Annotated in this window: 14 protein-coding genes; 1 reads left to right on the forward strand and 13 read right to left on the reverse strand. The window is 59.5% G+C overall.

The genetic code is table 11. The features are described from left to right. Window positions 1–111: 111 nt before the first annotated feature. The 12 genes from EYW47_RS31705 to EYW47_RS31760 form a co-directional block, all read right to left on the reverse strand. A complete protein-coding gene (locus EYW47_RS31705) occupies window positions 112–666 on the reverse strand; it encodes a hypothetical protein (RefSeq protein ID WP_133198762.1) in 555 nt (184 codons plus the stop codon). A 531-nt stretch (window positions 667–1,197) separates the two neighbouring features. Continuing rightward, entirely contained in the window at window positions 1,198–1,677 is a 480-nt protein-coding gene (locus EYW47_RS31710; protein ID WP_165976731.1) for a nuclear transport factor 2 family protein, read from the reverse strand. Between the two features lie 181 nt (window positions 1,678–1,858). Beyond that, window positions 1,859–3,046 carry a porin gene (locus tag EYW47_RS31715; protein ID WP_133198764.1) on the reverse strand — a complete coding sequence of 396 codons (1,188 nt, stop codon included), beginning with the start codon at window positions 3,044–3,046 and terminating at the stop codon, window positions 1,859–1,861. A gap of 454 nt (window positions 3,047–3,500) precedes the next feature. Next, window positions 3,501–4,940, reverse strand: a complete 1,440-nt coding sequence (locus tag EYW47_RS31720) for an MFS transporter (protein ID WP_133198765.1) — start codon at window positions 4,938–4,940, stop codon at window positions 3,501–3,503. Window positions 4,941–5,032: 92 nt separating this feature from the next. After that, window positions 5,033–5,743 (reverse strand): dienelactone hydrolase family protein, encoded by a 711-nt coding sequence (locus tag EYW47_RS31725; protein WP_133198766.1) that lies wholly within the window; start codon window positions 5,741–5,743, stop codon window positions 5,033–5,035. A gap of 154 nt (window positions 5,744–5,897) precedes the next feature. Then, entirely contained in the window at window positions 5,898–7,082 is a 1,185-nt protein-coding gene (locus tag EYW47_RS31730) for an acetyl-CoA C-acyltransferase (RefSeq protein ID WP_133198767.1), read from the reverse strand. Further along, window positions 7,079–9,223 carry a 3-hydroxyacyl-CoA dehydrogenase NAD-binding domain-containing protein gene (locus tag EYW47_RS31735; RefSeq protein WP_240764000.1) on the reverse strand — a complete coding sequence of 715 codons (2,145 nt, stop codon included), beginning with the start codon at window positions 9,221–9,223 and terminating at the stop codon, window positions 7,079–7,081. The genes EYW47_RS31730 and EYW47_RS31735 overlap by 4 nt, the downstream gene beginning before the upstream one ends. Beyond that, window positions 9,220–12,759, reverse strand: a complete 3,540-nt coding sequence (locus EYW47_RS31740) for an indolepyruvate ferredoxin oxidoreductase family protein (RefSeq protein WP_133198768.1) — start codon at window positions 12,757–12,759, stop codon at window positions 9,220–9,222. The genes EYW47_RS31735 and EYW47_RS31740 overlap by 4 nt, the downstream gene beginning before the upstream one ends. Before the next feature lie 48 nt (window positions 12,760–12,807). Beyond that, window positions 12,808–13,875 (reverse strand): 3-isopropylmalate dehydrogenase, encoded by a 1,068-nt coding sequence (gene leuB, locus EYW47_RS31745; RefSeq protein WP_205710192.1) that lies wholly within the window; start codon window positions 13,873–13,875, stop codon window positions 12,808–12,810. A 46-nt stretch (window positions 13,876–13,921) separates the two neighbouring features. Continuing rightward, window positions 13,922–14,548 carry a 3-isopropylmalate dehydratase small subunit gene (gene leuD, locus EYW47_RS31750; RefSeq protein ID WP_133198770.1) on the reverse strand — a complete coding sequence of 209 codons (627 nt, stop codon included), beginning with the start codon at window positions 14,546–14,548 and terminating at the stop codon, window positions 13,922–13,924. Then, on the reverse strand, window positions 14,545–15,963 hold the full coding sequence (gene leuC, locus EYW47_RS31755; RefSeq protein WP_133198771.1) for a 3-isopropylmalate dehydratase large subunit: 1,419 nt from the start codon (window positions 15,961–15,963) through the stop codon (window positions 14,545–14,547). The genes leuD and leuC overlap by 4 nt, the downstream gene beginning before the upstream one ends. A gap of 585 nt (window positions 15,964–16,548) precedes the next feature. Beyond that, window positions 16,549–17,442 carry a LysR substrate-binding domain-containing protein gene (locus EYW47_RS31760; protein ID WP_165976732.1) on the reverse strand — a complete coding sequence of 298 codons (894 nt, stop codon included), beginning with the start codon at window positions 17,440–17,442 and terminating at the stop codon, window positions 16,549–16,551. Window positions 17,443–17,741: 299 nt separating this feature from the next. Here EYW47_RS31760 and EYW47_RS42735 point away from each other — a divergent pair, with 299 nt between their 5' ends. Then, entirely contained in the window at window positions 17,742–18,029 is a 288-nt protein-coding gene (locus EYW47_RS42735) for a DUF1330 domain-containing protein (RefSeq protein ID WP_133198773.1), read from the forward strand. Between the two features lie 91 nt (window positions 18,030–18,120). Here EYW47_RS42735 and glmS read toward each other — a convergent pair whose 3' ends face one another. Next, window positions 18,121–19,938: a glutamine--fructose-6-phosphate transaminase (isomerizing) gene (gene glmS, locus EYW47_RS31770; protein ID WP_133198774.1), complete on the reverse strand. Its 1,818-nt coding sequence runs from the start codon at window positions 19,936–19,938 to the stop codon at window positions 18,121–18,123. Window positions 19,939–19,946: the final 8 nt, after the last annotated feature.

The following is a 19,946-nucleotide window of genomic DNA, read 5'->3' on the forward strand; positions in this document are numbered from 1 at the left end:
TGGGGGTTTATTTGAGGAGACGACGAAACCGTCGCAGACATTGAAAAGCGACGCGACAGCAGGAGGCGCAAGAGCCCGCCCCTCCCGCAAGGGAGGCTGGTTCGCGCGCGGTTACCGGAGCGCCTGACGGCCGGCCCCGCTTACATGATTTGCTCCAGTCTGCTGGCCTCCGTGTTCGTATTCGGCGAGCTGGCAAGTTTTGGAATCAAAGCCAAGCGTCATGCTCTTCGTCACCTTGGGTACGGCAGCCATGGGTTCGTCCGGTTTTCGGTCCAGGTAGGTGACGACGATGGAGCGGCCATGGAACACAATCGACCGCGGCACGATGCGGTCGCCAAGGAAGACAGCGTTGGTCTTGCTGCAGTCACTGGACGCCACCGCAACGTAGTAAAAGATGCCGCTACCACCTGGTTCGTCCGCCAGGAATACCGCAGTAGCAGGCCTCGAGTCCGGCCGGCCACCGACGGGCTTGCCGAACACACGCGTCACGTGCTGCATCGCCGAGCCAGGCGCAGCCGGCACTGCTCGCTCGCCGTTCGACAACTTCACCTCTTCGTTGTCGATGCGGAAGGTTGCATTCCTGTAGTCGACGTCGACAGTTCCAGCCAAGGCCCCACCGGCTGACAGTGCGAGACAGGTCGCGATTGCTGCAATCAACGGCTTCATAAGTGATTCGTGACAGTAAAGTTGATAACCAGCATTCAGAATAGCCGGGGACTTCGACGGAGAGGGAAAAGTACATTGCTTGCAACAGAGTTGCTAACAATACCCCTCATCTGCAGATATTTCACCGCAGGATGGGCAGTGCCTGCAGATCCTCTCCTTAAGGTCGAGCAGGCTTTCCACGCCAAACGCCGTTGGATGGTGCGCCAACAGCTCTAGCGTCCTCGGTCGGCTTGCTGCCTTTGCAGTCGAAAACCTTCCAGATCTTCAGAGTGCCGGCGGCCGTTGACAATACTCTGCCACGAGCGTCGTTGCCCTCCCTACGTCCAAGGTAAGGTCGGCAGGTGAATCTGAGAACTCGCAGGTGAGCGTCACCTTTTTCTCGTCGCTGTATACGTTGGCATCTCCTGAGTCGATCTTGGCGATCACCGACACTGAATTCATGCTGATGTTGTGACCTCCCCAAAGCTGGGAAGCGCAAAGGCACGCACGTTAGCCTCGTTGCTGTTTATCACGCAGGAATGGCCGGGACCCTCAACTCTGGCCGAGCCCGTGCGTCCCAGTCCCGTTGCCTGGCAGTCGACCGTACATCACGATATTGCGGCGAAGCTCCAGACGGGCGATCTTCCACTCGCCGCTTACAAGTTCCCAGGTATCGTAGTAAAACCCGTAGCCGTGCATGGTCTTCGATGGATTGTCGCCTTCGGGCGCGTAGACGTGCCAGTCTTCCATTGACCAGATTGCGCTCGCCTCGACGGGGGACTTGAAGTCAATTTCGGAATTATGGGTCTGGTGGATTGTCTGCGTGGTGGCGAAGAGCTTGCGGGATACTGCTGATAGCTCGGCGATCGAATTGAATTCGGCTATCACGGAGCTATCGGGACTGTAGAAGATGACCTTTGCGTCGGGCTTGAAGACGCTTTCCCACGCATCGAATTGCTTCGTATCCAGATAACGACAGTATTGCGCCTTCCGTTGCCGGATTTGTTCTAATGCCTCTAAATTGAATGCCATTTCAATCTCCTGAGTCATCGCATGCGCGCCACGGAGGCGCATTGCTGGCTGTCTTCGTCATGCTCCTAAACGCCAACGAATGGCCAAATGCCCTCGCATAGCAACCTATCGGAGCACGCGCGTGACGCCGGCGCCACGCGTAATTGCCTCCGTCAGCAAGTGACCCCGGTTCGCCTCGCTTTCAGAACTTGTGACGCATTGCCACGCGCACCACGATCTGGTGGTTGTTCGACGAATCACCCAGGTTCGTGATATCCGCAACAGCTGGCGCACCTGTCGAAGACGTTCCCGAAGCACGCTGCCATGCAGCTCCGGCATAGACATCGGTGCGCTTGGACAAGAAGTAATCCGCCATCAGGCTGACCTGGTTGTAGTGTTGATTGCCAACCGTTCTCCCGTTTGCCGTGGTGACGCCTTTTCCGATCAGATAGTCGTAACCTGCGGAAAGGAACAGCGACGGTCCGTAGGTGTACTTAACGGAGAAGTCGACATTGTTAAAGCGTGCTGTGCCACCCAGAAGAGACGGCCCCAGATTCCCATACTGGGTGTTCGAGTACGACGTGGCGAGTTCGACCGACCCGATTGTGTACTTGATTCCGACGACGGCCACCTGATAGGCGTTTGCGCTTGCATAGCCCCTGTTCAGCGAATAGGCAAGCGTCGTCGCGCCATTGGCGTTATCTGTGAAAAAGCCCCCACCTGCTGTAGCCGATGTCGGGTTCTTGAAGTAGGAAAACGCGGCCCCTACCGAGAGAGGCCCTCGTGCGTATGCCGTACCAAGCGAATAGCCGCTACTGGCCGTGACGTTGCCAGCCACACCGCCGACGCTATATTCGCCGCCGAACGTAAGCCCGTTAAAGTCTGGACTCATGTACCGAACCGCGTTGTTCGCCCGTATCGAATTGCCTGTGTTGTCGAGATCGCCGGGATGGTCGAAGAGGACCGATCCCACCATGCCAGCTGTCGTATAGGGCTGGCCAAAGTACAAGATCATGTCGTACTGCCGCCCGAGTGTCAGGCTGCCGTATCGTGAACTGCTAACGCCAAGAAAGGCTTGTCGTCCGAATGCTGTACCACCTTGACCAAACGCGCCGTTGTTGATATTCACTCCGGACTCGAGCGTAAAGACCGCGTTCAGGCCGCCACCCAGATCCTCCGCGCCCGACATGCCCCAGCGGCTTCCCTGGATGCCGCTCGCCGCATCGAGAGAGAACTTCTTCCCACCGGTCGCGCCCCCAACGTTGCTCTGATACATGATGCCTTCGTCGATCAGACCATAAAGGGTAACTTTAGATTGGGCCTGCGCGGAAATAGACAGCGCGCCGATCACAGCCCCACCCAGAATATTCCTGCCTTGTCTCCAAACCATATCAGTATTCCTTAGTATTTTATAGACTAATGCCAGATCTCCTGGCCGGTCGCCGCAGTATTTTTCTTGACCTGCAGAACGGCGATTTGACCGGAATAGGACAGCGCTCTCACGAATGCAGTGACATCTACAACCACAACAACATTTTCCGGCTCACCTCCTTTAAAAATGGGAGTTCATGTGCGCATTCTAGAAAGGGACACGCCTGCTGAACACAAACTAAAGTTGAGCGTAGCTTGACAAAAATGCCCCTTCCAACCGACCCGATCCCGGCAATCGGTGCCGTCATGAAGGCGAGTGCGCCAGCGGACTTTCCGCGAGGACTGGATTCGTCCGATCAGCGTGACAAGCCTTCACCCCACCGGCCCGAAATCCGTAGCTCCGTGCCAAGGCAGTGGCACAGCACACCACCGCCCTGTCTCGCGCTCCGGAAATGGGCGACGCGCCCGGTTGCTCAAGGGTTCAAATGCTCAAGCGAAACGCCATTGGTTTTTGGGCCGAAAACCCCGATAGAGATAACAACGACAATCATTGCAGCCGTAACGCCAACAAACACGCCGCTGACGCCGAACCCCTTCAGCAGGGCCGCAATAATGAATCCCGAGAACATCGCACTAATGCGGCTCGCCGAATAGACAATCCCGCTGGCTCGTCCGCGCAGAGCGGTCGGAAACAGCTCGGACTGGTAGGCATGGAAGGAGACCGCCATCGTTTGCGCAGCAAGGCTAATCAGGATGCCGCAGAGAACTAGCGGAACCGTCGATCTGATTTGGCCGAATGCAATTCCGAAAATGCTGATGGCCAGCGCGCTGCCAACGATGAGGTATTTTCGCTGTATCCTGTCCGCGTACAGCATGCCGAGCAAAGGCCCCGCAGGCATCGCAAAGGCGATGATGAACGAATACAGGAGACTTTTGGTCAGTGTAATGCCTTGAGCAATAAGCAGCGTTGGAACCCAATTCACGAAGCCGTGATATCCGATCGCCTGGAAGAGGTTGAATACGGTCAGCATGATCAAACGCGAGCGGTAAGGCGTTCGCCACAAGCCGACCAGCGTAATGGGCTGTTGCGCAGGCTGAACACTGACGGTCCTGGGCGGCGCCAGCGGCAACCCCGACTGCTTGATGATGGTCGATTCCATCTTGCTGATGATCCGCTCACTTTCAGCCACCCGGCCATGATCGGCGAGCCAGCGCGGGCTCTCGGGCACCTTGCGCCGGATAAACCAGACAACGACGGCACCAACCGAACCCGCCAACACAACCACGCGCCATCCATCCAGTCCGAAAACCGTCTGAGGCACGAGCCACCACGAAAGGATCGCGGCAACCGGCGCGGCAACCAGCATGACCATCTGGTTGAAGGCGATCGAGCGCCCGCGCATCTGCTGCGGCACGATCTCTGTCACGTAGGTGTCGATGGTAATCATTTCGATACCCATGCCAATGCCCGTGATAAATCGCCAGAGCAGCAATCCATCCGACGTGGTTTGCAATGCCATGATCGCCGAACTGACCGAATACCAAAGCAGCGAGAAAGTAAAGACAGCGCGACGTCCGTATCGGTCGGGCATCCAGCTCAGCCCGAACGTCCCGACAAACAGCCCGGCAAAGGTCGCAGCGATGAACGCGCCAATACCCGTCATGCCAAAGAAAGCCTTTGTCGTGGTATATAGCAATCCGCTCTTCACCATTCCCGGCGCGATATAACCGGTAAATATCAGGTCATAGACCTCGAAAAAACCGCCCAGGGAGATCAGCAATACCAGCATCCACATGTGCCGCGTGGCCGGTAGTCGATCGATGCGCGCGGAAATCTGTGGCCCGAGCGTGATATCGGCCCCCGGGCTGGGAGTGGCACGCGGGGGCGAGTCCGCCGTGATGTTCGTTTGCATCTGAGTGTCTCCTGTATGACACCGGTTTTCCGGTGTGTTCGCTTTTGTACGGTTGTGGACTTGCCGCCAGATCCATGGCGTTCACGGCGCTGTCAACTTGTCGACGGCGCGAGATGGTGCGCGAAAAACGTCCGGATGCGGCTTCGCGCGTCAGCCGCGTCCTCGTCCCTGTAGCTCGATCCGAGGACGGCACCGAGCACGCCAATCAGGCCCGTGTGGTCGTCGAGGAAGGAATGCCCGGCGTTGGGGTACTCTTTGACGTCGCACTCGATCTGGCGCCGTTCGAGGGCACCGCTCAGCCGCGCTGCGGCGCCTTTGAGCGTCCTGTCGCGACCGCCGTAGCTCGCGACCATCGGACAGGCGCCGTTCAGGATCGCATCGATGTCGTTTGGAACCTGGCCATAGTTGGGTGCCGCCGCCGAAAATCCGTGACCTGCCGACAACAGAATCGCGAAGCCGCCCGTCGCGCAGAATCCGATGATGCCGATCTTGCTGCCGCAATCGGAGCGATCCGCAAGCCACTGTCGCACGGCGTCGACATCGTCGAACGCCGCCCCCCTGCGTGCCGCCAGATCCTGCATCAAGGCACGGATGCAACGGATGCGTCCACCCCATGAAAACAGGTCAGGCGCCACCGCGAGATACCCTTCCTGCGCCAGCCAGTCGGCATGGCCGCGCGTCACGTCCGTCAGGCCGAAGATGTCATGAAGCACGATGACGCCAGGCCACGGTCCCTGCCCCGCCGGCGTGGCCAGATACGCTTTGAGCTGGTGATGCTGGGTCGGAATCGAGACATCGCCCATATCGTTTTCCTTACGCGAATAGCAACCGGAGACTCCAACACCGCGTTGAGATCAAAATGAAGGATGCGGGCACTCCGGCCTGTCCTTTGCAGACGTCCGGTTCGCCATCCTGGCCACGCCCTGGCCTTCCAGCTTCGTCGCTGGACACCGGCACTCACCCAACCTCGAAGAGCGCGGCCGCGCCCATACCCCCACCCACGCACATGGTCACGACGACACGCTTCGCGCCACGGCGCTTTCCTTCGATCAGGGCATGTCCGACCAGGCGGGATCCGGTCATTCCATAAGGATGCCCAATTGAAATTCCACCACCATTGACGTTGTACTTCTCGGGATCGATACCGAGCCGATCGCGGCAATAGATCGCCTGACACGCAAATGCTTCGTTCAGCTCCCACAGATCGATGTCGTCGGGATGCAATCCATGTTGCCTCAGCAGTTTGGGGATGGCATAAACGGGACCAATTCCCATCTCCTCAGGAGCACACCCGGCTACCGCCATTCCCCGGTATAAACCGAGGGGTTGTAGACCACGCCGCAAGGCGGCCCTCGCCTCCATTAGCACACAGGCCGACGCTCCATCCGAGAGCTGGCTCGCATTGCCCGCCGTGACCGTGCCGCGCTCCACCACGGGTTTTAACGCTGCCAGGTCGTCGAGCGCCGTTTCTGGCCGGTTCCCTTCATCTCTGTATAGAAGCTTCTTTTGATATTCAACCTCACCGGTATCCTTATTCCGGATAGACATGGTCGTTTCGAATGGAACAATCTCGGCGTCAAAGCGCCCCGTCGCCTGCGCCAGCGCCGTGCGGCGCTGCGACTGGTACGCATATTCGTCCTGTGACTCGCGGGACACCCCATACTTCGCCGCCACCAGTTCGGCGGTCTGGAGCATGGGGAGGTAGGCATGCGCGGCGCGAGCGATAACTTCGGGATCCTGTTCAGCAGAGGCCCATTCGAAATAGCGCTTTTGCACCGCGCTGATGTTTTCTTGCCCACCGCCAACCACAATGTCCATACCGTCTACGACAATCTGCTTCGCAGCTGTCGCGATCGCCATCAATCCCGACGCACATTGACGATCCGTAGTTTGCGCGGCCACGGAGGGTGGCAGCCCAGCGGCAAGCGCAGCGCTGCGTGCGACGTTCATTCCGGCCGTCCCCGCTGCGAGTACCGTGCCGATTACCACGTCGTCCACCTCGAATCCTTCGATACCGGCTCGTTCAACAGCGTGGGCAATTACATGGCCCAGCATCGACGGAGATTTTGTGCAATTCAGCGTGCCACGGTACGCTTTAGCGATGCCTGTACGGGCGGTAGATACGATAACGGCCTCTCTCATGACGAGCGCCTCCACTCTGTGATTCTGTTGCCGCTGGAGGCCAATTGCACCAGCAGATTTGCGGGGGTCCAGTAGCCAAAGCGATTGCCGAGTTTGCGCGCGTACGCCTCCAGTCTCGCCACAACCGTGCGAATGCCAATTTCATCCGCGTAGAACAGCAGGCCGCCTTGATGGTCTGGAAAGCCGTATCCGGCGGTCCACACCACGTCGATGTCACCGGGCCGGTATGCGATTCCCTCCTCCAGGATCCTGGCGGCTTCATTGATCATGGGGTAGAGCAATCGCTCGACGATCTCCTGGGAACCGATGTCGGTTCGCTGTGGGATGTTGTGCTCGATGGCCAGCTCGCGAGCAATCCGCTGCGTCTGCGGATCGGGGAGCGGCGTGCGCCCTTCATAGCGGTAGTAACCCGCACCTGTCTTCTGACCATAGCGACCGAGTTCAAACAGACGGCGCACAAGGGCCCGATAGCCCGCATCCGGCGGCAAGCCGCCAACCAAGCCGCACTCGATCACCGTTTTGGCGCCAACGTCTATCCCGGCCATGTCCAGCATCCGGCACGGCCCCATAGACATTCCGAGTTCTTCCACCGCAGCGTCGACTTGTGCTGGCGAGGCGCCCTCCATCATGAGGAACTCGGCCTCCCGCATGTAGACCTCGGCCATGCGGTTGCCAATGAAGCCGTAGCACACGCCCGACACAACAGCAGTCTTGCCGATGCGGCGGGCCAGCTGCATGCTCGTCGCGAGCACCTGCGCCGACGTTTGCGCACCGCGAATGACCTCCAGCAGTTTCATTACATGTGCCGGCGAAAAAAAGTGCATTCCGATGAAATCGCTCTCACGGCCGCTTGCTTTCGCCAGCGCATCGACATCGAGCGTCGACGTGTTGGTTGCGATGATCACGCCGGGAGCGCAAACCGCACCAAGATGCGCACACACCTGCTTCTTCAGCGCCATGTCCTCATACACCGCCTCGATCACGAGATCGCAGCCAGTCAGCGCGGTATAAGACGTCGAGCCCGACAGCAACTGCATACGCTGCTGCATTTGCGCCTGGGTGAGCTTACCTTTGGCGACGCTCGCCAGGTAGAGCTCGCCGATTCTCTCGAACGCCAAATCCAGCGCGGCCTGGGACGTCTCGATTAGTACCGTGGGCATTCCCGCATTGAGGAAGTTCACGGCGATGCCGCGCCCCATCGTACCTGCACCGATCACGCCTACCGACCGGATCTCGCGTGGTTCGACGTCCCGGGGCAGGCCGGGAATCCTGGGTGCTTCGCGCCGCGCGAAGAAAAGGTGTCGCAGTGCCCTGGACTGGCGCGAATGCCGTAGCGCCTCGAATAGACGTGCCTCCACTTCCACACCGTCCGGGTAAGGCAGGCTGGACGCGAGCACCGCCTCAACGGCCGCTACAGCCGCCGGGTAAGCTGCCCGCTCTTTGCGTGCCCTGGCCAACGCCGTTGCGAAAAGGCCGTCGGGCACGGCGTCGAAACGAACGGGTAGCTGGCTCAACCGTGGCACTCGTGCGCCCCGCGCAAGCAGATCCCGCACAAATGCAAAGGCGGAATCCTTGAGCGAGGCGCCGGTTACCACGTCAACAAGTCCCTCGCGCAGCGCCACCCTGCTGTCGATGCTGCGGCCACTGGAAATCATCTCCAGCGCCTTTTCCACACCGATCAGACGCGGCAGTCGCTGTGTTCCGGTTGATCCCGGAATCAGGCCAATCTTCACCTCGGGAAAACCAAGTTGCACACCTTCGGTGGCAACGCGCCAATGGCACGCCAGTGCAAGTTCCAGGCCCCCACCCAACACGGTGCCGTGCAACGCAGCAACTACCGGCCGCTCCAACGCCTCGATCCTCTCGAGGACGCGATTAAAAGGTTCTGTCGAAAAGCCAGGCTCGTCGAACGCCCCTATGTCCCCACCAGCCACGAAGGTTCGTCCCTCGGCCATCAGAATCAAGGCTCGCAGACTACGATCCGCCTCAAACGAGGTAATGGCGCGGTCAAGGTCGACAATGACATCCCGCGAGAGCGCGTTGACCGGTTGATTGTCGATGACCGCCACCGCCAGTTCGCCATACCGTTCCAACCTCACTTTCGCGTGAACTGGGGCCGCGCTCTGCAACGGCATCATCATGCAGACCTCCCCGAGGTGACCGCCTGGACAGCCACTGCCGGACGGCGCAGCGCCGACCCTGCGGCCTGAAAGTCCTCAAGAAGCGCGCTGCGCTTGGCGGCTGCAACCACCATGGCAGCTTCCTTCACATGGCCGTATCCGCGAATTTTTTCGGGAAGCAATGCAAGCGCTGCCGCTTCGGCGAGGTTCTCCGGCCGGAGCTTCTCGACGACCATTTTCATCGTTTGCTCGTACTGGTCTATGAGCGCGCGTTCAGCGCGACGTTCCGTAGTCCTGCCGAACGGGTCGAGTTTTGTACCACGAAGCCATTTGAATCTCGCGAGTACACGCATTGCAACCAGTACCCAGCTACCGTACTCCCGCTTTTGCAGAAGCCCCGTTTCTGCATCACGGCGAGCGAAGATCGGCGGAGCCAGGTGGATGCCAATGCGCAGTTTCCCGGCAAACTCCTGTCCGAGTTTCTGCATGAATTCGGGTCGGCTGTACAACCGGGCAACTTCGTACTCGTCCTTGTAAGCCAGCAATTTCGCAAAGTTTTTCGCCACCGCGCGAGCCAGCGATTGACTTCCAGGCACCACGGACTCCTCTGCTTTGGTGACATGCTGCACCAGCGCCTGATATCGGCGCGCATAGCGTGCGTCCTGATAGTCAGTCAGCAGAGCGGTACGGTGTGCCACGATCTCGCCCAGGGTTGACTCGCTCGAAGTGGGCCGATGGTCAAACTTTGCCGCTGCGGTCAACTTGAACTCGGGCTGCGCGACCCACAATCTCCCCGCCCGAAACGCGCGCTTGTTGAAATCGATCTGAACCCCATTCAGCTCTATTGCCCGCTCCAAAGAAGCGATCCCGACGGGCAACCAGCCACGCTGCGCAGCGACGCCCAACAGGAACATGTTGGCCGCAATCACGTCGCCGAACAGCGCCTGCGCCAGGGCCGTGGCATCGACGAAGGCACAATGTTGGGCGGAAATGCGCTGCAGCACTTTCCTCTGGAGCAAGTCCCCATCCACCCGGGCATCGGGATCGGCGACGAACTTCGCGGTCTCTTGTACCCCGCGATTTCCGACGAAGTGACTCTGTTTCCCGGTCGTTCGAAATGATTCATCCCCCAACCCCGCTACCAGGTCGAAGGCCAGGATAAGTGACGCATCGCCTTGACCGAGCCGCTGGCTGTGAATGTCCTCTGGGCGGTTAGCTATTCTCAGATGGCTGAACACGGCGCCATTCTTCTGCGATAAGCCCGTCATGTCGTACGACGACGGAGCCTTGTGTTCGAGGTATGCGGCCATCGCCAGGACGGCACTGACCGTAACAACCCCGGTGCCCCCGATTCCGGCCATCATTACGCCGTATGAGCCGTCCACGATCTTCGCCACCTCCGGAGTCGGCAATTCCTGCAGAAGCTGCGCAGGAAGCTCGATCTGCTCTCTTCCTCTCAGCTGCGCACCGTGCACGGTGACGAACGAAGGACAGAAACCCTCTGCACAACTGAAGTCCTTGTTGCAACTGGATTGGTTCACCACGCGCTTGCGACCCAGTGGGGTTTCGAGCGGCTCGATACTGACGCAACCTGAGCGCGCGGAACAGTCGCCACACCCTTCGCATACGTCCGAGTTGATGAATACGCGTTTCTCGGGATCCGGATAGGTGCCTTTCTTGCGCCGACGACGCTTTTCCGCCGCACACGTCTGGTCATAGACCATCACCGTGCAGCCTTGCTGGTCCCGCAACTCCTTCTGCACCCGCTGCAGTTCCTTTCGGTCAAACACGTCTACGCCAGCCGGCAGTCCGCTATTCTTCCCGTACCGCGCCAGATCTTCCGTGAGCACCACAACACGCTTCACGCCCTCCGCCAACGCCTGTTGAACGAGCCGGCCAACGCTTAGCTGACCGTCAACCGGCTGACCGCCCGTCATCGCCACGGCGTCGTTGAAAAGAACCTTGAAGGTGATATTTGCACCGCTCGCGATCGCGGCGCGCATGGCGAGCGATCCGGAGTGAAAATAGGTGCCGTCGCCGAGATTCTGGAACACATGACGTGTCTCCGTGAATGGTTGGAGCCCCACCCAGTTCAAGCCTTCCCCGCCCATCTGCGTGCTCAGGTGCGTGCGTGGCTTGGCCCACATCGCCATGCCATGACATCCAATACCGGCAATCGCTGCGCTACCTTCGGGGAGCTTCGTCGACGCGTTGTGCGGGCAGCCCGAACAAAAATACGGCAGCCGCTTCTCCGCATCCTCAACAATGCTGATTAATGCCCCTCTGTACGAACGCAGACCCCGGACCCTTTCCGCCAGCGCGGCGTCACTCAAGCCAAGGGCATCCATCCGTGCAGCAATTGCAAACGCCACATCCACCGGCTCAAGTGACTTTTCCGAAGGGATTAACTGCTGGCCCTGCAAATCCAGCTTGCCTGTGATAGCTGGGCGTTGCGAATCGTTGTACAGCACCGTAGCCGCCTGGAGCTCCATGAAGGCTGCTTTCTCCTCAACGAAGAGCAACTCCTTTCGCCCCACTGCAAATTCCTTTAGTCCCAACGCCTCCAGTGGCCAGATCATCCCCACTTTGTAGACTGCCAGCCCCAATTGCCGTGCTCGCTCATCACTGAGGCCGAGCATGCGCAGCGCCTGGCGCACATCCTGATAGGCCTTACCGGCAGTGACGATGCCAAGAGGCCCCTCCGCCCCCACCGCGACCGTGTCGATGCCATTGGCACGCGCGAAACGCGCCACCAGCGGTAGCCGGTGCTTGTGCACGATCTCCTCATCCAGAAGCGGCGCATATTCCCCTCTGTAGTGAACGCCCGCCGGCGGCAGCAGATCGTCATTCGGAGGAAGCGTCGGCTTGAACGTGTCCAGGTCGAGGTGTGCGACCGCAGTCTGCTCGGCGGTCTCATTTACCATCTTCACGCCCACCCAGGAGCCGCTGTAACGCGACATCGCGAAGCCAAGAAGCCCGAACTCCATGCTCTCCTGAACGTTGGACGGATACAGGACCGGCACGCTGTGCGCCGCCATCGCCTGCTCGCTGTGATGCGCGACACTGGAAGACTTTCCTGGGTGGTCATCGCCAAAGACAGCCAACGCGCCGCCTCTCGGATGCGTACCGGCATAGTTCGCGTGCTTCAGGGCGTCGCCAGCGCGGTCTACGCCCGGGCCTTTGCCATACCAAATGGCAAAAACGCCCTCGACGCGCGCTGCCCCATAGGTTTGAAGCTGCTGTGTGCCGCCTACAGCGGTCAGCGCCAGTTCTTCGTTGATCCCCGGCTGGAAGACGATGTTCGCTTGCTTGAGCTGGCCTGATGCCTTCCAGAGTGCAAGATCGAACCCGCCGAGAGGCGAGCCCCGATATCCCGACACATATCCGGCCGTGTTCCATCCAGCACGGCGGTCGATCTCGCGTTGAGCCAAGAGCACGCGCAACAAAGCTTGTGACCCATTGATGAGGACCTCCGCTTCGTTGATGTCGTAGCGTGCAGCCAGGCCCTGCTCGCGCAACTCCCCAGCTCTTAAAGCCACTGGCTTCTCTTCAGTCATACTTCGCTCCCGATTCCTTCGCCACCTTGGCCTTCTGGTTCAGACTCACTACGCTTGCAGCCGATCAGCGATCGCCTGGGCCATTTCCCTGGTCCCCGATGTCCCATCGCCACCGAGATCGCTTGTGCGCTTGCCCGTCTCAAGGACCTCTTCCACCGCCTGCTCCAGCCTTTTTGCAAGTTCTGGAGTGCCAAGCGAATGCTCCAGCGCCATCGCCAGACTGAGAATCGTACCGATCGGATTCGCCAGGTTCTTGCCCGCGATATCCGGAGCCGAACCGTGAATGGGCTCGTACAGACCCCGCCTGCGGCCAGACTCGTCCTGCTGGGACAGCGATGCCGACGGAAGCATGCCAATCGACCCCGGAATCATTGCGGCGCAATCGGAGAGAATGTCGCCGAACGTGTTTTCCGTCACGATGACATCGAACTGGCTTGGCCGACGGACCAGCTGCATTGCACAGTTATCCACGTACATGTGGCTCAGTTCGACGTCGGGATACTCCGACCTTCCCAGCGATGACACGACATCGCGCCAAAGTGCACCGGTGGCCAGCACGTTGCCTTTGTCGACGGAACACAGTTTGTTGCGCCGGCTGCGCGCCAGTTCAAAAGCCACGCGTGCGACCCGCTCAATCTCGTCGGAGAAATACACCAGGCTGTCTACCCCACGGCGCTTCCCATCGGGCAAAGTCTCTATCCCTCTCGGGGTACCGAAATACAGCCCTCCGAGTAACTCTCGCACGACGATGAAGTCTGCCCCTGAGATAATTTCAGGCTTCAAAGGTGAACGGCTGACGAGACTCGGGTTGATCCGCACGGGCCGGAGATTCGCGAATACGCCCAGCTTCTGACGAAGCTCGAGGAGCGCGGAAGACGGCCGCTCGGCAGGATGCAGCGTGGAAAAGGCTTCATTGTCTTCAGCCCCGAAGAGCACCGCGTCCGAATCAAGTGCGAGGGACAATGTATCGCGAGGCAGAGTCACGCCGTGCGCCAGATAGGCGTTATATCCCGATACCGCCTCTTTGACATCGAGATCCATGCTCGACTGCAACCAGGCGACTACCGGCTTCAGTGCGGAAAAGATCTCGGGGCCAACGCCGTCCCCCGGCAACATGAGCAATCGCTTCTTTTGCAAAATATGTCTCCTTTGAAAGTTCGCTTTATTTCAGATGTGCGGGATACCAGAGCCAGGGGGCTACATTGCGCTGACGCACTTCAAATGCCTCAATCTCAGACTGGTGTAGAAGGGTCATCCCGATCTCATCCAGCCCTTCACTCAATCGAGACTTCCGTGATTGATCGATGTCGAACTCAATAGCTTCTCCATCAGCAGTGCTTATTTTCTGGTTCGGAAGATCGATAGTCCATTCCGCTCCTGGGTCAGCTTGTGCTTCACTGGCCAGCTTTTGAACATGCTCAAGAGGCAGGCTCACCGCCAGGAGACCGCTATTCACACTGTTCTGAAAAAATATGTCGCCGAAGCTCGGTGCGATCACGCAGCGTATGCCGAACTCAACGAGCGCCCAGACGGCATGCTCGCGACTCGACCCGCACCCGAAGTTCTCTCCCGCAACCAGGATCGCTGCCTTGCGCCAGGGATCCTGATTCAATATGAAGTCCGGACGTTCGGATCCTTGCGCATCGAAGCGCCTATCCGAGAAGAGCGCTCGATCAAAACCTGTCCGCACGAGCCGCTTCAAGTGCTGTTTCGGACAAATCTGGTCGGTATCGATGTTGTCCTTGAGCAGAGGAACCGCCACCCCTCGCAATACGTTGAACGCCTTCATTCCTCTTGCTCCAGATCCGGATAGGCCAGGCGACCGGTCAACGCCGCTGCCGCCGCGGTCGCCGGACTCACCAGGTGGGTCCTCGCGTCACGCCCCTGGCGCCCCTCAAAGTTCCTATTCGAGGTCGATGCGCATCGTTGCCCCGGTGCCAATACGTCGTCATTCATGGCGAGGCACATGGAACAGCCCGGCGAACGCCATTCAAAGCCCGCTTCGCGAAACGCGGTATCGAGACCTTCCGCCTCGGCTGCGGATTTCACCAGCCCGGACCCTGGAACCACGATCGCCGTTACGCCCGAAGACACCCGACGCCCGCGTACGACATTGGCCGCCGCTCGCAAATCCTCCAGTCGCCCGTTCGTGCACGAGCCGATGAACACATAGTCGAGTTCAATCTCGGAGACCGGCATACCCGGGCGAAGGCCCATGTAGTCAAGCGCACGTTGCATCGAGGTTCGACGTGCAGGGTCCGGCTCAACCGAGGGATCGGGTACGCATCCGTTAATCGGTACCGAATCCTGGGGTGTCGTCCCCCAAGTAACCATCGGCCGCAGCGAAGATGCGTCGATATCCACAATGCGGTCGTAGCGCGCGCCATCGTCAGTTCGCAACGCACGCCAGGATGCGACGGCTGCATCCCAATCGGGCCCTGTCGGGGCCAAGGGGCGTCCGAGCAAATACTCGAATGTCACGTCATCCGGCGCGATCAAGCCCGCCCTGGCACCCGCCTCTATGGCCATATTGCAGAGAGTCATGCGCCCTTCCATCGTGAGACCGTAGACAGTCGCACCTGCAAACTCAGCAACATATCCCGTACCGCCTGCGATGCCCACTCTATTAATGATCAGCAATGCCAAATCCTTGGCGGATGTCCCTTCGGGCATCTCGCCATCTACTCGGATAAGCATGTTGCGAGGCTTTTTGCGCCACAGCGTCCGGGTTGCAAAGACGTGCTCGACCTCTGAAGTGCCAATCCCGAAAGCGAAGGCACCGAATGCGCCGTTCGTAGAGGTGTGGCTGTCGCCGCAAACGATGAGCGTTCCCGGCAAGCTATAACCTTGCTCCGGTCCGACCACGTGCACGATCCCCTGTCGCGGATCGTTTTCATCGAAAATTGAAATGCCGTGCTCGGACGTGTCTCGATGAAAAGCCTCCATCATTGCCCGGGCCTGTGGATCCGCCGGGGGCAGGTGCCGCTCTCGTGTCGGTATCGTGTGATCAATGACGCCGATCATCGATTGCGGTCGCCGCAACTCACGTCCCGACTCGCGAAGGCCCGAGAAAGCAAGCGGCGTGGAACCCTCATGGAGGATGTGTTTATCTACGTAGAGAAGGTACTCGTCGCCTTTCTGCACTACGACGTGTGCGTTCCAGATCTTCTCGAATAGAGTCAGTGGTGAAGAGTAGGAGTTCATGTGCCCATTCTATGAAGGGACACGGAAGTTGGACACAAACTAAAATTGAGCGTTGCCTGAGAAAAGGATGCCCTCCTTCGCTGCGCGTAGCGGACCCAGCTGGCAGGCCGTCTTGAGGTCCTTCTGCGTGCGCATGCCAAGCCGGCGGACAGGCTTGCATGGCGATGCCAGCGCCATGGTGTTGTGAGGGCAAGGATCCGCTCAACCACTGTCTCGCCGGCTGATGAAGGTGAGTTCCCTCGTCTGATTCGTAGCGGCGCTCTGGCATGGAGCTTGGCCCCCAAGGCGGGAGGCCAGAGCGTGCGCCCCTTTCGGGTATTTCTCAGCGAAGCAGGTTTCGCCGCTAAAAATTAGGAATCCGAGTTAATTAGTAGATACAACGGTGTAGCGAGAGAGGAAGGAGAGCATCTCAACCGCTTACAGCTGAAGCCGTTGGAACAGCCAGCGACCCATATCGCCTCGGTCATCGAAGGTGCCGCAGGCGGCATCGCCGACTATCGAAGGCAATTTCCGCTGCGCGTTCATGGCCAGTATCGTCACCCTGCGTGCGCAGGAGAAGCCTGGAGCAACCGCTCTATGGTCTGGCTACGAACCCGCCTGATCGACAATCCATTCCTTGAAAGCACGCGACAGATCCGACTCCTTCTTGCCCGGTCGCGCCTCGACAAAATAGCTGCTTCCCGGCGCAATCACGGTACTGAGGCGTAGTAGTTGCCCGTCGGCGCACGCCTGGCCCACGAATGCCAGTTCCGCGCAAACGGCTCCGAGCCCATTCATCGCAGCCTTATAGGCCATGGAAGACGTCCCGAAAAGGTACTGCGGTCTGGCAGAGTCGGGCTGCAACTCGCATGCGTGGAACCATCTCAACCAATCTGCTGCCTTGTTCACTGAACTCAACAGCGGCCAGTCAACCAACTCGTTTGGACTTATGCGCATGTCGCGGTCGGCTGCATCTCGCCATTGCGGCCCGCATACCGGAGAAATGGTGGTATCAAACAGGTGGATACCGCGTTCGTTCCACCCCCCTTCGCTTGCATAAACCGAGATGTCCGCGCTATCCGTGTCCCAGTCCGTCTCTTCCATGGAAGTGGTCAACTGAATGCGCGCATCCGGATGCGCCATCCGGAACGCTCCCAGGCGTGGCAGCAACCAAAATTCAGCGAAAGTAGGCAGCGCGTGAATATGCAGACTCTGTGTGCCACTGGGTGCGGAAGCGCGTCGCGACGCATCTTCGATTGCGGACAGTGCACCGGCGACTTTCGCCAGATATTCGCTCCCTTCCTGAGTCAGTCGGACTTCGTTATGCCCCCGCTTAAATAGCGTGATCCCTAGAAAGGACTCGAGGTTCGCGACATGTCTGCTGATTGCCCCAGGGCTGACGAACAATTCCTCGCCTGCCGCAGTAAAGCCGCCAAGTCGCGCTGCCGCCTCGAACGCTTTAACTGCATTCAGAGGGGGAAGTTTGCGTCGAGTAGTCATTTTCAGGGATGAAGGAGTTGAGGATTGGGCAAAGTTTAGTACGCCAAGGGCAAGGAATTGTGAGTCAAGGCTCAAATTATTGTCGCCGCGTCCATGGACCTCGCTCGCTGCGCGGCCGAGCCAACCAGTATACTCAGCTTGAGGTGTTCTGAACGGTGACGCCCTCCTGATCGGGAACAGGACGCCGACGAGGCCATTTCCATGACTTAAGCAAATTGTGGCGGCGCTCGCCGCCGGCATCTTCTGGATATGCCCCCCAGCGACGCCCAACCCCGCCTGCCAATCAACTCTTCACTCACATGACCGCATATATTGTTTGCCTTATCGATGTCACCGATCCCGACGGGTACAGCAAGTACGTCGAACTCGCGGGTCCGGCTGTGCAGAAGAATGGTGGACGATTTCTCGCACGAGGATCTGAAGTCGAAGCGCTTGAAGGCGCCTGTCGCCCGGGTCGTGTGGTGATTGCAGCATTCGACGACATGGAGGCGGCTCGCCGCTCCTACCGATCTCCGGAATACCAGCGGGCTCGGACGTATCGGATCGGGGCAGCGAGTTTTCAGGCAATTTTGGTTTCCGGCTCGTAGCCGTTTGAAGAAAAGCCTGGGTGCCGGGACAATCGGCCCGCGACGGTGCCGCCGTGTGGGGCACCGCTCAATAAGCGTAAAACCGAAATCCCTATTCCACCGTAACCGATTTCGCGAGATTGCGAGGCTTGTCGATATCGGTTCCGCGCAAGCAGGCCACGTGATACGCGAGCAACTGCAGCGCCACCACATGCAGCACCGGCGAAAGCGCCCCGAACCAGGCCGGCATGTGGATCAGCCGCATGCCGGACTCCACCGTCAAACCCGTGTCCGAATCGGCGAGCACGAAAAGGCGTCCGCCTCGCGCCCGCACCTCCTCCATATTCGACTTCAGCTTGTGCAGCAGCGCATCGTTAGGCGCAGTCACGATCACGGGCATTGCATCAGTCACGAGCGCGAGCGGCCCGTGCTTGAGTTCGCCGGCGGGGTACCCTTCCGCGTGGATATAAGAAATCTCCTTGAGCTTGAGCGCGCCCTCCAGTGCAATCGGATAGTGCGTGCCGCGCCCGAGAAAAAGCGCATGATCGGATTGATAGAGCGCTTCGGCCCACGCCATGATTTCCGGCTCGCGCGCCAGCACATTGCGCATCGCATCCGGCAGCGCGGTGAGCTGACGTATATAGCTTGCAGCTTCGTCCTCGCTCACGCGCCCGCGCTGTTTGCCCATCTGGATCGCCAGCATGAAGAGCGCGACGAGTTGAGTCGTGAAGGCCTTTGTCGAAGCCACACCCACCTCGGGGCCCGCCTCCGTAATGAATGACCAGCGGCATTGCCTGACCATCGCGCTCGCCGCGACATTGCAGATCGCCAGCGTTCGCTGCTCGCCCATCGACTGGGTATAGCGCAGCGCGGCAAGCGTATCGGCTGTCTCGCCCGATTGCGAAACCGCGACAACCAGCGTATTACCCGGCGAAACATAATCGCGATATCGATACTCGCTGGAAATTTCGGCTCGCGCGGCAACGTTGGCAAAGCGCTCGAACCAGCCGCAAGCGGTCAACGCCGCGTAATGGCTCGTGCCACAGCCGAGCATCAGCACGTTCGTCACTTCAGCCAGTTCTTCCGGCCTCGGCATTCCCGCCTGATGCGTTTCGCGCCCCGTGACTGTCGCGATCGTGCGCGCGACGGCCACCGGTTGCTCGAAGATTTCCTTCTGCATGAAATGGCGGTAGGCGCCAAGCTCCGCATCCGACGCATGGCGCACGAAGGCAATCTCCCGACGCGAGACGGCCTGTCCTTCCTTGTCGATGATCTTTACGTCCTTGCCTTCGATATCGACGAGATCGCCTTCCTCGAGATAGATGAATCGGTCGGCGCTACCGGCGAGCGCGAACGTATCCGACGCAAGAAAAACGCCTTCCGTCCCAATGCCGACGACGAGCGGCGAACCCTGCCGCGCGCCGATCACGCGTCCGGGCTCATCACGGCACATCACGGCAATAGCGTAGGCGCCCTGCAGCAACCTTGTCGCGTTGTGTACCGCCGTGAGAAGATCGCCGCAATAGTGTTCGTGAACCAGATGCGCAATCACTTCGGTATCGGTTTGACTCGTGAACACATAGCCTTTCTTGCGCATCGACTCGCGCAACTGCTCGTGATTCTCGATGATGCCGTTGTGCACGACGGCGATCTGCTCGCCGGAAAAGATGGGGTGCGCATTGTCGATCACCGGCATGCCGTGTGTCGCCCAACGCGTGTGGGCGATGCCGGTCACGCCATCCAGATCGATCGCGCGCGCGTCGGCCTCCAGTGTGCACACGCGCGAGAGCGTGCGTACCCGGCGCGCTTCGCCGCGCTGGAGCACCGCAAGGCCGCATGAGTCATATCCCCGGTACTCGAGGCGCTTCAGACCTTCCAGCAACGAAGGAACGATGTTGCGCTGGGCCACGCCCGCAACGATTCCGCACATGATCGCCT

The sequence above is a fragment of the Paraburkholderia silviterrae genome, assembly GCF_004353915.1.
In the GTDB taxonomy this organism is placed as follows: Bacteria; Pseudomonadota; Gammaproteobacteria; order Burkholderiales; family Burkholderiaceae; genus Paraburkholderia; species Paraburkholderia silviterrae.

Excerpts from the sequence above, each read along its gene's own strand:
- EYW47_RS31705 (WP_133198762.1), bottom strand. The coding sequence starts at position 666 with ATGAAGCCGTTGATTGCAGCAATCGCGACCTGTCTCGCACTGTCAGCC.
- EYW47_RS31710 (WP_165976731.1), bottom strand. The coding sequence starts at position 1,677 with ATGGCATTCAATTTAGAGGCATTAGAACAAATCCGGCAACGGAAGGCG.
- EYW47_RS31715 (WP_133198764.1), bottom strand. The coding sequence starts at position 3,046 with ATGGTTTGGAGACAAGGCAGGAATATTCTGGGTGGGGCTGTGATCGGC.
- EYW47_RS31720 (WP_133198765.1), bottom strand. The coding sequence starts at position 4,940 with ATGCAAACGAACATCACGGCGGACTCGCCCCCGCGTGCCACTCCCAGC.
- EYW47_RS31725 (WP_133198766.1), bottom strand. The coding sequence starts at position 5,743 with ATGGGCGATGTCTCGATTCCGACCCAGCATCACCAGCTCAAAGCGTAT.
- EYW47_RS31730 (WP_133198767.1), bottom strand. The coding sequence starts at position 7,082 with ATGAGAGAGGCCGTTATCGTATCTACCGCCCGTACAGGCATCGCTAAA.
- EYW47_RS31735 (WP_240764000.1), bottom strand. The coding sequence starts at position 9,223 with ATGATGATGCCGTTGCAGAGCGCGGCCCCAGTTCACGCGAAAGTGAGG.
- EYW47_RS31740 (WP_133198768.1), bottom strand. The coding sequence starts at position 12,759 with ATGACTGAAGAGAAGCCAGTGGCTTTAAGAGCTGGGGAGTTGCGCGAG.
- leuB (WP_205710192.1), bottom strand. The coding sequence starts at position 13,875 with ATGTTGCCGGGGGACGGCGTTGGCCCCGAGATCTTTTCCGCACTGAAG.
- leuD (WP_133198770.1), bottom strand. The coding sequence starts at position 14,548 with ATGAAGGCGTTCAACGTATTGCGAGGGGTGGCGGTTCCTCTGCTCAAG.
- leuC (WP_133198771.1), bottom strand. The coding sequence starts at position 15,963 with ATGAACTCCTACTCTTCACCACTGACTCTATTCGAGAAGATCTGGAAC.
- EYW47_RS31760 (WP_165976732.1), bottom strand. The coding sequence starts at position 17,442 with ATGACTACTCGACGCAAACTTCCCCCTCTGAATGCAGTTAAAGCGTTC.
- EYW47_RS42735 (WP_133198773.1), top strand. The coding sequence starts at position 17,742 with ATGACCGCATATATTGTTTGCCTTATCGATGTCACCGATCCCGACGGG.
- glmS (WP_133198774.1), bottom strand. The coding sequence starts at position 19,938 with ATGTGCGGAATCGTTGCGGGCGTGGCCCAGCGCAACATCGTTCCTTCG.